At 69.0% G+C, this 12,780-nt stretch carries 9 protein-coding genes and 4 tRNA genes; 6 read left to right on the top strand and 7 right to left on the bottom strand.

The features are described 5' to 3' along the window. Positions 1-75: 75 nt before the first annotated feature. From phoU to LBW94_RS13345, 5 genes are all read right to left on the bottom strand, one after another. Entirely contained in the window at positions 76-747 is a 672-nt protein-coding gene (phoU, locus tag LBW94_RS13365; protein ID WP_225054166.1) for a phosphate signaling complex protein PhoU, read from the bottom strand. Positions 748-848: 101 nt separating this feature from the next. Further along, positions 849-2,534, bottom strand: a complete 1,686-nt coding sequence (locus tag LBW94_RS13360; RefSeq protein ID WP_225054168.1) for an LCP family protein — start codon at positions 2,532-2,534, stop codon at positions 849-851. Between the two features lie 162 nt (positions 2,535-2,696). Beyond that, positions 2,697-3,845: a tRNA dihydrouridine synthase DusB gene (gene dusB / locus LBW94_RS13355; RefSeq protein ID WP_225054169.1), complete on the bottom strand. Its 1,149-nt coding sequence runs from the start codon at positions 3,843-3,845 to the stop codon at positions 2,697-2,699. 81 nt (positions 3,846-3,926) lie between these two features. Next, a complete protein-coding gene (locus LBW94_RS13350; RefSeq protein WP_225054171.1) occupies positions 3,927-4,898 on the bottom strand; it encodes an acyl-ACP desaturase in 972 nt (323 codons plus the stop codon). 592 nt (positions 4,899-5,490) lie between these two features. Beyond that, positions 5,491-5,563, bottom strand: a tRNA-Lys gene (locus tag LBW94_RS13345). Positions 5,564-6,457: 894 nt separating this feature from the next. On the opposite strand from LBW94_RS13345, the gene LBW94_RS13340 reads away from it, so the two are divergent. The 6 genes from LBW94_RS13340 to LBW94_RS13315 all read left to right on the top strand — a co-directional run bounded on the left by LBW94_RS13340 (position 6,458) and on the right by LBW94_RS13315 (position 8,720). Continuing rightward, positions 6,458-7,123, top strand: a complete 666-nt coding sequence (locus LBW94_RS13340; protein WP_225054172.1) for a TetR/AcrR family transcriptional regulator — start codon at positions 6,458-6,460, stop codon at positions 7,121-7,123. Between the two features lie 122 nt (positions 7,124-7,245). Continuing rightward, positions 7,246-7,318: transfer RNA gene (locus tag LBW94_RS13335), tRNA-Glu, on the top strand. 34 nt (positions 7,319-7,352) lie between these two features. Beyond that, positions 7,353-7,426 (top strand) — tRNA-Asp (locus tag LBW94_RS13330). 34 nt (positions 7,427-7,460) lie between these two features. Continuing rightward, a tRNA-Phe gene (locus tag LBW94_RS13325) sits at positions 7,461-7,534 on the top strand. Between the two features lie 196 nt (positions 7,535-7,730). Continuing rightward, positions 7,731-7,916, top strand: coding sequence for a hypothetical protein (locus LBW94_RS13320; protein WP_225054174.1), 186 nt, complete (start codon positions 7,731-7,733; stop codon positions 7,914-7,916). Positions 7,917-7,976: 60 nt separating this feature from the next. Next, the gene (locus LBW94_RS13315; protein ID WP_225054175.1) at positions 7,977-8,720 is read left to right on the top strand and encodes a polyprenol monophosphomannose synthase; all 744 of its coding nucleotides are present in this window, start codon (positions 7,977-7,979) and stop codon (positions 8,718-8,720) included. Positions 8,721-8,766: 46 nt separating this feature from the next. Here the strand turns inward: LBW94_RS13315 and LBW94_RS13310 are convergent, their stop codons facing one another. Then, on the bottom strand, positions 8,767-10,317 hold the full coding sequence (locus LBW94_RS13310) for an HAD-IB family hydrolase (protein WP_225054177.1): 1,551 nt from the start codon (positions 10,315-10,317) through the stop codon (positions 8,767-8,769). After that, positions 10,317-12,722 (bottom strand): glycerol-3-phosphate 1-O-acyltransferase, encoded by a 2,406-nt coding sequence (locus LBW94_RS13305; protein ID WP_225054179.1) that lies wholly within the window; start codon positions 12,720-12,722, stop codon positions 10,317-10,319. The genes LBW94_RS13310 and LBW94_RS13305 overlap by 1 nt, the downstream gene beginning before the upstream one ends. Between the last annotated feature and the right edge of the window lie 58 nt (positions 12,723-12,780).

Here is a 12,780-nt window from a genome sequence, read left to right as displayed (position 1 = left end):
ACACCACAAGGGCCCCGGATTTCTCCGGGGCCCTTGGTCGCGTGCCGGTCTGCTCTCGCGCGGATTCCCGCCGGATCAGATCTGCTCGATCTCCGCATCCGGATCCGCGGGCAGCACACCCGTCACCAGGAAGACCACTCGGCGGCCGATCTCGACCGCATGGTCGGCGAACCGCTCGTAGTAGCGGCCGAGCAGGGTCACGTCGACCGCGGCGGCGACGCCGTGCTTCCACTCCCGGTCCATCAGCAGGGTGAACAGGTGGCGGTGCAGGTCGTCCATCGCGTCGTCTTCACTGCTGAGTTCGGCCGCGCGCTCCGGATCCCGGGTCTCCAGGACCTGCTTCGCCGCGGCGGCCATGCTCACCGCGACCCGGCCCATCTCGGCGAAGTAGCCGTTGACGGCCTCGGGCAGGGCGTGGTTCGGGTGCCGGCGCCGGGCCACCTTGGCGACGTGCAGCGACAGCGCGCCCATCCGGTTGACATCGGCCACGATCTGGATCGTGCTGACCACCTGGCGCAGATCACCGGCCACGGGGGCCTGCAGGGCCAGCAGCGCGAAGGCTTTCTCCTCCGCGAGCGTGTTCATCTCCGTGATGCGATCCGATTCGGAGATGACCTGTTCGGCCAGGTGCAGATCCGCCTGTAGCAGTGCCTGGGTGGCGCGCTCCATCGCCGACCCCGCCAGGCCGGCCATCTCGCCCAGGAGGCCGGCGAGGTCCGCCATTTGTTCGTTGTAGATGACACGCATGAAAAAGAACACTAGTTGGGAGCCCTGACCGGGTCACCAACAATGGGTGAACCGCCGGTGTTGCCCGATGCTAGCGGGACGATTTCCTGCTGATCGGGGGCCTATTTGCAGATGTCGTCGGCGGCATTGCGATGTTCCAGATCGGCCGGGAGGGTCAGCGGCGCGGCCACCGCGGCGACCTCGGTGGCCTCCGGGAGCAGGCTGCCCGGCGCCGGCGGCGGCTGGACGGTACCGGTGAAATCCGACCCCAGCGCGACCTCGACCACCGTGCCCAGCCCCGCGGCCGGTTCCAGGGCGGCGCCGGGCAGGGCGGCGGCGACGGTGGCCGCCTCCGCCTCGTGCCCGGCCGAGTACCGCACGCGGGTGCCGGAACCGCCGCCGTCGGCGAGGTTGCCCACCCCGGCCAGCTGGAAGCCCTGCGCGGACAGCTTCGGCGCGGCCCCGGTGGCCAGGCCGGGGATGCCGGAGGCGTTGGACACCTGCACCTGTACGGTCGCCGGGTCGACGGCGGTGTAGCGTATCGGCGCCGCCGGGACGCCGACCGCCGGGGACTTGACCTCGCCGGGCAGCGGATCGTCGTCGATGATCGCCCGGAACAGGGCCTTGATGTCGGCGTCACGGGGGATCTCGTTGCCGTAGGTGGTGGTGCCGCCGGTCGGCAGGGTCACGAAGGTGACCGATCCGGCCTCCAGCTGTTGCAGCGACCGGCCCAGGGTGAACAGATCGCCGGTGCTCACGTTGTCCATGAAGGCGTGCCCGGTGAACGCCTCCACCAGGCCGTGCAGCCGGGCCGGATCGAACAGCACCCGGTTCGACATCGCCGAGCGCAACAGCGACGACAGGAAACGCTGCTGCCGGGCGATCCGGTCGTAGTCACTGCGCTGTTCGCCGTACACGTGCCGGGCCCGCACATAGTCCAGGGCGGTGGAGCCGTCGATGACCTGCCGTCCCGCGGTGGTCAGCACGGTGCCGAGCTGCCCGTCGACGACCGGCCGGGTCGCGCAGACCTCGACGCCGCCGATGGTGTCGACCATCGCCTGGAATCCGGTGAAATCCATCCCGACGAAATGATTGATCTTCAGCCCGGACAGTTTCTGGATCACCTTGGTGAGACATTTCGGACCGCCGAGCGCGTACACCCCGTTGAGTTTCTCGCCGTTGGCCGCGTAATAGGTCTGCCCGGTATAGACGGCCTTCTCGTTGTTCCAGGACTCGCAGGCGGGCCGGGCGACATCCAGGTCGCGCGGGAACGACACCACCACCGCCCGCTGCCGGCTCGCCGGGATGTTCACCAGCATCACGGTGTCGGAGCGGGCGCCGTCGGCGTCGTCGGTGGTGCCGGCGCCGATCTGCCCGTTGGCGCCGGCCCGTGAATCGGTGCCGACGATCAGATAGTTCTCGTCGCCGAGCTGTCCCAGCGGGTCCACGATGTCGGAAGAGTTCACGTCCAGCGCCGCCACCCGGTTGAAGCCGTCGTCGGCGGATCGCAGGAAGTACCAGCTCAGCCCGCTGGCGGTGAGCAGGGCCAGAGCACATCCGGCCACCGCGATCCGCACTCCCCAGCGGGCGGCGCCGCCGCCGGTGGGATTGCCCTCGCCCGCCCGCACCCACGCGGACCAGTCGATCACCTCACCGTCCGGTTCGGCGCCGGGCACCGTCGGCAGTGGGCGGATGACCGGAAATTCGGTGACGACCGCGGCGGACGGCCGCGCGGCGGGCAGTCGCTCCCACGGCGCACGCCGCACGAACGCGGGCGGTTCCTCGGTTCCATCCTCGCCACCGGTCACGAAACCTCGCTTCGCTCGGGTTCGCCGAGCCGGTCCGGTCGGCCCCGGCCCCGGCGCTGGGGATACGTGCGGAGATGCCTCGAGTGCACGATCCTCGCATGCCGAACCCGGGAACCGGCGAATCCGGCGAAGCTGGAGATTACGTGTCAGCCACGCCGCGCGTCAGCCACCGGAGTGCATGAGATCGGCGGCGGTGGGGACGGTGGCGTCCTCGGGGTCGTCGAGCCAGCCCTCGGGGAGGACGACCTTGCCCGGGGAGCCCTGACGGCCGCGCGGGCCCTCGGCGTCGGCGGGGAAGGGGACATCCGGGTCCAGCAGGCCGATGAGGTCCTGGAGCTGAGCCAGGCCGGTGACGGTGGCGAAGCGACGGCGCAGGTCGGAGCCGACCGGGAAGCCCATCAGGTACCAGGCCATGTGCTTGCGGATGTCCCGCATCGCCTTGTCCTCGCCGTCGTGATCGGAGAGCAGGACGGCGTGCCGGTACAGGATCTCGCCGACCCGGCCGAGGGTGGGACCGGTGGGGATCGGCTCACCGCGCAGGGCGGCGGACAGTTCGGCGAACAGCCACGGGCGGCCGAGGCAGCCACGGCCCACCACGACGCCGTCGCAACCGGTTTCGGCGACCATCCGCAGCGCGTCGGCGGCGGAGAAGATGTCGCCGTTGCCGAGTACCGGGATGGTGGTGACGGCCTCTTTGAGGCGGGCGATCGCGGACCAGTCGGCGGCACCCGAATAGCGCTGCGTCGCGGTGCGGGCGTGCAGGGCGACCCCGGCGGCGCCCTCGGCCTCGGCGATCCGGCCGGTGTCGAGGTAGGTGTGGTGATCGTCGTCGATGCCGATGCGGAACTTGAAGGTGACCGGCACCCCGGCCGGCTCCGCGGCGGCGACCATGGTCCGCACGATCTGCTGGAACAGCTTCCGCTTGTACGGCAGCGCCGCGCCCCCGCCGAGCCGGGTGACCTTGGGCACCGGGCAACCGAGGTTGACGTCGATGTGATCGGCCCAGCCCTCGCCGGCGACGATGCGCACGGCCTCGCCCAGGGTCCGCGGGTCGACGCCGTACAGCTGCATCGACCGGGGGCGCTCGCCGGGGCCGAACGCCATCATGTGCAGGGTCTTCTCGTTGCGCTCGACCACCGCGCGGGCGGTGATCATCTCGCAGACGTACAACGAGGTGGCGCTGCCGAACTCCCGGCACAGGGTGCGGAAGGCGACATTGGTGATCCCGGCCATCGGTGCGAGCACGACCGGCGGATCGACCGCGTAGGGGCCGATCCGCAGGGAGCTTCGTGTCTCGAGGGCCGTCGTCATGGTTTCCCATTGTGGCATCAGGGCCACAGTGGCCGGAGTCACAGCGGCAACAGGGAACCCGGACCGGAGGGTGGCAGCGGATCAGCCGGCGAGGCTGGTCAGCTCCTCGCGCTCCCGCTTGGCGGCCTCGCGGGCCAGCATGCGGTCGCGCTGCTCCTCGAACTTCAGGACATCCTTGCCGAGCCGCTCCAGGAAGCCGGCCAGGCGGTCGCGCACGGCCTCGCCGCGGGCGGTGAAGTCCTCGCGCTCGAAGATCCGCCACTTCTTCAGCACCGGCTGGATGACCTCTTCCAGGTGCTGGCGCAGGTCGTAGATGCCGTGCTTGGCCATCAGTACGCCGTTGCGGCGGAAGTTGGGCATGCCCGCACCCGGCATCTGGAAGTTCTCCAGGATCAGGGTGATGGCCTCGATGGACTGGTCGGGGGTCAGGTCGAGCGCCGCGCCGCACATGTTGCGGTAGAAGATCATGTGCAGGTTCTCGTCGGTGGCCACCCGCTGCAACATGCGGTCGGCGATCGGATCGTCGCAGACCTTGCCGGTGTTGCGGTGGCTGACCCGGGTGGCGAGCTCCTGGAAGGTCACGTACGCGACCGAGTGCAGGAAGCCGGCCTCCTCCTCGGTGGGGGAGGCGAACCCGTTGGTCATGTGGGTCATCCGGGCCTGCTCGAGGGCGACCGGATCCACGCCGCGGGTGACGACCAGGTAGTCACGCATGACGATGCCGTGCCGGTTCTCCTCGGCGGTCCAGCGACCGACCCAGGTGCCCCAGGCGCCGTCCTGCGAGAAGTTCTCGGCGATCTCGCGGTGATAAGAGGGGAGATTGTCCTCGGTGAGCAGGTTGGTGATCATCGCTGCCTTGGCGAGCTCGCTCAGCCGAGATTGCGATGGATCCCAGTCCACGCCCCCCATGGCGGCGAAGTTGCGGCCCTCGTCCCACGGCACATAGTCGTGGGGGTGCCACTCCTTGGCCATGGAGAGATGCCGATCGACGTTCTCTTCGGCAACCGCTTCCAGCTCGGACAGAAGCTCGAGTTGGGTCAGATCCCTGGCCATGTATCCGTGTCCTTCATCAGTCTTGGTACGTGCGAACTTGCAGGTCGCCCCCCGGTTGGGTTGTGCTGCCGCGCCCATACCCTACGTCACCGTAGGGTGATCTGATACGCATCTTGGGTGAGTTCACAGCTCGCCCCGATGAGTTCACAGGCTCGAGTTGTACGCCTCACACGACATCGTCGGCGTGCGTCGAACGTTACCGAGTGTAGGCGCGGCCGTGATCGTGTCCATACGCATCTGTGACAGCGCCGTTCCCGTGCGATTCCCGTACCTGAGCTATCGCCCAGGTCGTCGGCCTGTTATCCGCGGAATGAAAATTTCGTGCCCGACATTCGATCGACGGGCGGGATGTCTGTTTTCCTCGATCGACTGCCACCGGCCGGCCGGTAGTGCCGCTCGCCCGCCGGTTGCGGCGGCGGTCCCGTGCCGGGGAGCGGCCCGCGATGCGGGTCGCGGTCGGGTCGCGCGGGCGCGATGGCCGCCGGTGGGACGGCGGTCGCGGGCCGGGAGGGCCTTCGCCGGGGTGATTTGCGCGGGTGTCACGGAGAACGGCGGTGGGCCGGGGAACTGGTCCCCGGCCCACCGGCACGTGTGCCCCCACCAGGGCTCGAACCTGGGACCTGCGGATTAAAAGTCCGTAGCTCTACCAACTGAGCTATAGGGGCGCGGATGGCAAGTCTAGTGGGCGCCGTGCGGAAGTGGTAACCGGTATCTGCCCGGCTCGTCCGGTGTGGATGTTCACGCAGGTCGGCGCGATTTCGGTGAGGTTCGCGGGGGATGAGCCGGGAGCGTCGCGGGCGGCCCGGACGTTCCGGGACCGCCGGGAGCCGATGGATTGTTGACATGTCTTGCATTTCCGGGCTGCGCGCGAGGCAATCTTCTTGGTTCCCAATTTGTTTCGGCGCGGAAGTATGGAAACATTACCCAATCGTTGTGCGTTGCAATGCAATTGGTCGGGAGGTGAGCATGGTGATCCGGTGGTCCGGCCGGTCGCGGTTCGCGGGCGCCCGTGAGGCGACCGGCGGTGGTGCCGCCCGGGGTGTGCGGGATCGATGGCGCGGCCGGCGCGAGGGATGGGAATTCGCGCCGGACGATCCCGGACAATTCGTTAGCTGCCCATTTGCATATGTCCTACAACCGCTATTCAGCGAACTGACTTGCCGGTATGCCACACGGGGGGTAACGATTCGAGGTACGGTGACCGCTTGGTGAATTCCGTAGGAACCGGCAGCGCCCGGGGGGATGGGATTCGGCCGAAGGTTGATGTGCCCGAATGTGTCGCGACCGGTCAGGCCGATCGCGGTACTCCGAAGACCACGTCACAGGAGGCAGTTCCACGACGAAGAAAATGCCCGGGTGTGCACCCCTGCCGCGCACCCGGGCGGGGAAACTGTACCACCGGGTATGGGGACGGTTTTACCGGAAGTTTTCGTACCGAAAGTTTGGAAAACCGGGCAATAGCCTGAGTTGAAGTATTTGAAAATCTCATAACTTCGCGTCGGGGGCTGATCCCTCATGGCAGTACCCCGGCGGCAAGTAGCTTCGGAGGCGTTTCGAGCATGGCACGGCAGCAAGAGCGGGCCCGCCGGACACGGGCGGCGATCATCAGGTCCGCCGCCGTTGAATTCGGGAAGAGCGGCTACGCCGCGGCATCGCTGAACCGGATATTGGAGGGGTCGCGCGCCACCAAGGGCGCCATGTACTTCCACTTCGACTCCAAGGAGGATCTCGCCCGGGCGGTATTGGAATCGGCGGTCGAGCGCTACCGCGCGACCTCCGAACGCTGGCTCGCCAGAACCGATCTCGGGCCCCTGGACGTACTGCACGGCATGGTCGACGAGGTCGCGCTGCGGCTGGAGAACGACATCGTCATCCAGGCCGAGTTCCGGCTCGTGATCGAGCCGGAGTTCTACCGCGACGCCAAGGCGGCCGGTGGTCGCATCATCGATAGGGCGACCAGGTTGCTCGCTGTCCGGGCGATCGACCAGAAACAGTTGCGGGCCGACGCCGACCCGGACCGGTTCGCCCGTATCCTGGCCGCCGCCCTGGCCGGTCAGCGCTACATCGTCGACGTCCAGGGCGGCCCGATGGATCTGCGCACCAGATTCCAGGAGGCGCTGGAGGTCATCGTGGAGGCGATGGCGACGCCGGAGTGGGCCGAGGAGTTCCGGCGGTACGGCTGGCGGGCCGCCGCCAGGCTGGAGGAGCTCGACGTCGTCCAGTGAGCCCCGTCAGGGCCGCAACCGCGTCTCTGACCAGCTGATTTGGGATTCGTGTCCAGCCTGTCATAAGCTAGGCGAGCTCCCAACGGAAGCCGTTGAGAAACGGACCGGAGAGATCCGGACGGGCCCCCTTCGTCTAGCGGCCTAGGACGCCGCCCTTTCAAGGCGGTAGCGCGGGTTCGAATCCCGTAGGGGGTACAGTGGCGACACTGTTGAGAGCAAAACAGAATATGGCCCTGTGGCGCAGTTGGTTAGCGCGCCGCCCTGTCACGGCGGAGGTCGCGGGTTCGAGTCCCGTCAGGGTCGCAAGATATGCCAGGCATTCGGTTCGGGTGCCTCCGGCCAGGTAGCTCAGTTGGTACGAGCGTCCGCCTGAAAAGCGGAAGGTCGCCGGTTCGATCCCGGCCTTGGCCACTTCCGGTCCCCCTGATCGTTGCTTGTCACATCAGGGGGATTTTTCTGTATTCGGGTCGCGGTGGTGGCCGGGATATCGATTCGGCGGTGAGATGGATCACAGGATTTTCCGGTGGGGGTCACCGGACGGTCGCGGGGCGGCGGCCGCGGAGCACCGTTGTGCCGGTGGGGTGTCGGCTCGTGCGATCCTGATCACATGGCTGACTCCGAGTGGTACTACTGCCTCAAGCATCACCGTGCGGAACAGGGCAAGCGGTGCTGGTTCGCGGATCGGATGGGACCGTATCCGGATCAGGCCACCGCGGAACGCGCCCTGGAGATCGTGCAGGCCCGCAACAAACGCGAGGATGCCCGTGACCACGCCTGGGGCGAGGACGATTAACCCGCATCCGCTACGGTCTGGGGTGCAATATTCGGCGTCCGCCCGGCGGGCGTGAGCAGTATGGCGAGTCGAGCGGAGGGCGTCTTGAAGGTGACCGTGGTCGTGCCGACCTACAACGAGCGGGAGAACCTGCCGGTGGCGGTGGAGCGGCTGACCTCGCTACCGGTCTCCGACCTGCATGTGCTGGTCGTCGACGACAGCTCGCCGGACGGCACGGGTGAGGTGGCCGACAAGCTCGCCGCCGAGCACCCCGGTGTGATCGGCGTGCTGCATCGTGTCGAGAAGGACGGTCTCGGCCGCGCCTATGTCGCCGGCATCACCCGCGCGCTCGACGAGGGCGCCGACGTGGTCATCCAGATGGATGCCGATCTGTCGCATCCGGCCGAGGTCATTCCCGCCATGCTGGACAAACTGGCGAATTCCGATGCCGGGGTGGTGCTCGGTTCCCGTTATGTCGCCGGTGGCTCCACCGCGGCGGAATGGAAGTGGTACCGCAAGGCGCTGTCGGCGTGGGCCAATTTCTACGTCAACACGATTCTGCGGCTGGGCGTCAAGGACGCCACCGCCGGATTCAAGGCGTGGAAGGCCGATACACTGCGCGCGATCGACGTCGCCGCCATCCACAGCAACGGATACTCGTTCCAGGTCGAGATGAACTATCGGACGATCAAGAAGGGCATTCCGATCGCGGAGGTGCCCATCCGTTTCGAGGAGCGCACCCTGGGTGCCTCGAAGATGAGCCTGAAGGTGCAGCTGGAATCGGCGGCGATGCCGTGGAAACTCCTGTTCGGGCGGAAAGTCTAGGATTTCTCCGCCGATGCGCCGGAAGTTTTTCCGGCAGCACCGGAAGTCACTGCGGTTCCGGCCAGTTCCGCAGCGTCTCGACGAACAGTTGCCGGACCCGTTCGACATCGGCGTCCATCGCGTCCGGACGCCATTGCCCGACATCGATCGGCGGTAGTACCGCGACCTCCACGGTCCCGGCCCGCACGAGCATCGAATTGCGCCGGACGATCTCGCCCGCGTTGCGGATCACCACCGGCACGATCGGCACCCCCGCCTGGATGGCGATGTGGAAGGCGCCCTTCTTGAACGACCCCACCCGCGGCGACAGCGACCGGGTGCCCTCCGGCGCCACCACGATCGACAGCCCGTCGCGCAGCGTCCGCACGACCGGCGTCAGCGCCGCCTTCGCGCTCGCGGTGTCCGAACGGTCGATGAAGGTCGCCCCGGTGAACCGCAGCAGCGGCCCGAACACCGGATTCGCGGTGATCTCCCGCTTCACCACCCCGGTGACGCCGTGCCGCAGCACCGCGGCCAGCACCACCAGATCGAACTGGCTCTGGTGGTTGAACACGAATACCGCCGGGCGCGGCGCGCGGGCGTGTTCCGCGCCGGTGATCCGGATCCGCACACCGGTCACGCGGAGGGTGGCGTCGGCGGCGCGGGCGATCATCGCATCGGCCATCCGGCGGCGCCGGCGGGTCGGCGCGGCGCGCACGATCCCGGTGGCGGCCCCGCCCAGCAGCGCGGTGAAACCGGCTGTGGTGCGGACGATGTCGCGCAGGCCGGTGGTTTCGCGGGGCCGGAACGACAGGGTCGGCCAGCCGCGCTCGGCGGCCTGCCGGGCCAGTCCGGCATCCGGATTCACCGCGACCGGATGTCCCACCAGCTCCAGCAGCGGCAGATCGGGCACGGCGTCGGCGTAGGCGTAGGCGTCCGGCAGGTCCAGCCCGTGTTCGGCGGCGAACCGGCGCACCGCCTCGGCCTTGCCCGTGCGCCACAACGGTTTTCCGGCCACGTGGCCGGTGAGCACGCCGTCCTGCACCGCCATCTCGGTGCAGAGCACATGCGGGACACCGAGTTCGGCCGCGACCGGCCCGACCTGGAACCGGGTCAGGCAGCTGGCCAGGACCAGCGTATGCCCGGCCGCCTCGTGCGCCCGGATCAGTTGCCACGCCTCCGGATACAGGTTCTCGTAGGTGCCGGTGCGGAACAGCCGCTCGCCGGCCTCGTCGAGCTCCGCCTCGGTCCGCCCGGCCCAGGTCCGCATGGCGCGTTGCAGGAATCGCTCGTACTCACCCTCGCCGCGCGCCCCGCGGATCCCCGTCCGCAGGGTCTCTTCCAGCGCGCGCTCCGGGCCGCCCCGCCGTGGCAGCAGCCGCCACCATCGCGGCGGCCGGAATCCGTGCACTACCGTGCCGCCGAAGTCGAATACGGCGGCGATCCGGGGCCCCTGTGGACCATTGTGGACAGCCGCGATCGCGGCTGTCAGCGCCGCGGTACCCGGTGGGGCGGATGGTCCGGCTGCCACCGGATCGTTTCCGGCCGGTGGTTCGGCGCCGGCCGCCGCGAATTCGGGTCCGGCGAGCGAATCGTCCCGGATGTCGTTGTCGGGCATCAGTCCTCCGGGCGGTTGGCCGGGTCCAGGGTGGCGGCGTGCGAGACCCGGGCGCCGAGGGCGCGCAGTTCGGCGGCGAAGGCCAGGCGGCGGGCGCGCAGGTCGGGGCCGGACGGGTCGAGCAGGCCGTGATTGTCGGCGAGTTTCAGTGCACTGGTGAACAATTCGGTCGACACCGATTCGGGGCTGTGCAGTCGCTGTTGCAGCAGCATCTGGCGGCCGACGGCCAGGCAGTCGGCCAGGAACTGCTTGCGGTCGGCGGTGGCGCCCGCCTCGGGGTCGGCGGCCAGGCGTTCGGCCACCACCAGCTGGGCGTCGAAGAACGAGCGCAAGACCCGGTGCGCCATCATGAATCCGGTGCCGGTCAGCTCGGCGAGGATGTCGGCGCCGAGGGTGCCGTCCGCGGTGCGCTCGTGCCAGTGCGGGTCCACCAGCAGCATTTCCGCGGTGAGCTGGCCGGCGAAATCGGCGCGTTCGGGGAAGAAGAATTCGAACTTGAGCAGATCGCGCAGCCGATAGGCGGTGCTCCAGCCGGTGGCGAGTTGCTCGCCGGGCGGAGCGTCGACCGCGGCCAGCACCGCCAGTTCCAGGATGGCCCGGTTGACGAACCAGTGCACGGCGCTGTTGCGGTAGAACGCCGCCTCCAGGTGCGCGCCGGTCTCGATCGAGTACACCGGTTCCAGGCCGCCGCGATAGACCGTCACCACCTTCGCGCGCGACAACTGCTCCAGCACCACGGCCAGGCCGTGATCGTCGGTGAGGGAATCCAGTTCGCCGCCGGGCAGGCCGCGCCGCCGGATGTAGCCGCGCACCGGTTCCAGCGCGCGGCGGACCTCGCCCAGGGTCAGCGCCCGCTCGTGCACGCCCAGCAGGATCAGGGTCACCAGCGCGTTCACCGTGATCGGGGTCACCTCGTTGATGCCCACCGCGACCTCGAAGGCCAAGCGCTGCACCGCCGTTCGCTCCAGGTTCGCCGCCTCGGCCGCCACCGGTTCGCCGGGGCCCGGTGCCGGGGTGAGCGGATCACCGTGTGCGGCAAGCCGTTCCCGGGCCGACAGCGGGGTGCCGAAGCGCAGGTAGACGTGACCCGCCGAGCGCTGCTGGTTGCGGATGTAGTGGGCCATCCAGGCCAGGCCCTCCGGTTCCTTGGCGCCGCCGGCCTGTTCGCTGGCGATGGCGCCGAGTTCGTTGAGCCGCTCGTAGGTGATCGACACCGGCACCAGCATCACATCCTCGACGCGGCGCGAACGGATCGCGGCGGCAAGGTAGTTCAGCAGGCCGTAGCGCGGCGGCCGGAGTTTCCCGGTGCGGGTGCGGCCGCCCTCGAAGTACCACTCCAGATTGAAGCGCTTGGCCAGCAGATAGGCGAAGTACTCCTCGACGACCGCCTTGTACACCTCGTCGTCGCCGAAGCTGCGGCGGATGAAGATGGTGCCGGTGCGCCGCGCGATCGGGCCCATCGGCCAGAAGCCGAGATTCGCGCCGCCGACCACGTGGTTGGGTGGAAAGTCGTGGCGCGCCAGCGCATCCCCGAGCACGAAGGCGTCCACATAGGAGCGGTGCGAGGGCAGGAACACCAGCGGGTACCGCCGGTTGAGCCGGCGCAGCTCGTCGAGCCGGGACGCGTCGCTGTCGACCTTCCAGGTCCAGGCGTGCACCGGCCGCATGGCCTGGGTGAACAGGTCCGACACCAGCCGGCTCTGCGCGGCGACGAGTTCGCGCAGGCCCTTCTCGGCGCGGCGGTACACCTCGCGCGAGCCGGCGCCGGTGTGCACGGCGATCGCGTCCAGGCGGCGCAGGAACTCCGGCGAGTCCAGGATCTCCTCGGCCACCAGCCGCGGCACCTTGTAGCGGTCGCCGATCACCGCGCGCTCGGCGCGTTCCAGGGCGACCGTGCCGGCCCGGACGATGGCGCGCGCGAACGGTTCCGCGCCCCCGGTCGCGCTGGGCCGCCCGGAACCGTCGGCCGCGGCCCGGTGGTTGGCGCGCAGCTCACCGAGCCGGGCGGGCTGTCCGGTCAGCACCAGATGCCGGTCCGGACTCTTGGCGGCGAGGCGGCGCTGCCGCAGCCGATTCGGCCGCCGCGGATCGTTGAACAGCACGAAATCCGCGAAGGTGGTGCGGCGCACCCCGTCCCGCTCCGGCGGCAGCCAGACCACCCGGACCGGGACCACCAGTGGATCGTCGTGCCGTCCGACCAGCCGGTCCGCCACCGCGGGCGGATCCAGATCCAGCTGGGTGACCGGGGCGCCGACACCGAGTTCGGTGGCGATGCCGCCGGCGGCGATCCAGTCGCCGATCAGTTGCCGCTCGACCGAGGTGGACGCCTCCACCAAGGCGACCACCGAATCCGGTGCGGACCGTCGGTCGGACGGCACGGCTGGGTCGGCACTGCGTTCGATCATGGTCTGCCCTCCGTGCGATGCTGCTCACCCATTGAAGCTCGCAGTACGGACCTCGCGC

The sequence above is a fragment of the Nocardia sp. alder85J genome, from assembly GCF_020176955.2.
GTDB lineage: Bacteria > Actinomycetota > Actinomycetes > Mycobacteriales > Mycobacteriaceae > Nocardia.
This window is presented reverse-complemented; position numbering and strand designations above follow the sequence as displayed.

Excerpts from the sequence above, each read along its gene's own strand:
- LBW94_RS13340 (WP_225054172.1), top strand. The coding sequence starts at position 6,458 with ATGGCACGGCAGCAAGAGCGGGCCCGCCGGACACGGGCGGCGATCATC.
- dusB (WP_225054169.1), bottom strand. The coding sequence starts at position 3,845 with ATGACGACGGCCCTCGAGACACGAAGCTCCCTGCGGATCGGCCCCTAC.
- LBW94_RS13315 (WP_225054175.1), top strand. The coding sequence starts at position 7,977 with ATGGCGAGTCGAGCGGAGGGCGTCTTGAAGGTGACCGTGGTCGTGCCG.
- LBW94_RS13320 (WP_225054174.1), top strand. The coding sequence starts at position 7,731 with ATGGCTGACTCCGAGTGGTACTACTGCCTCAAGCATCACCGTGCGGAA.
- phoU (WP_225054166.1), bottom strand. The coding sequence starts at position 747 with ATGCGTGTCATCTACAACGAACAAATGGCGGACCTCGCCGGCCTCCTG.
- LBW94_RS13310 (WP_225054177.1), bottom strand. The coding sequence starts at position 10,317 with ATGCCCGACAACGACATCCGGGACGATTCGCTCGCCGGACCCGAATTC.
- LBW94_RS13350 (WP_225054171.1), bottom strand. The coding sequence starts at position 4,898 with ATGGCCAGGGATCTGACCCAACTCGAGCTTCTGTCCGAGCTGGAAGCG.
- LBW94_RS13305 (WP_225054179.1), bottom strand. The coding sequence starts at position 12,722 with ATGATCGAACGCAGTGCCGACCCAGCCGTGCCGTCCGACCGACGGTCC.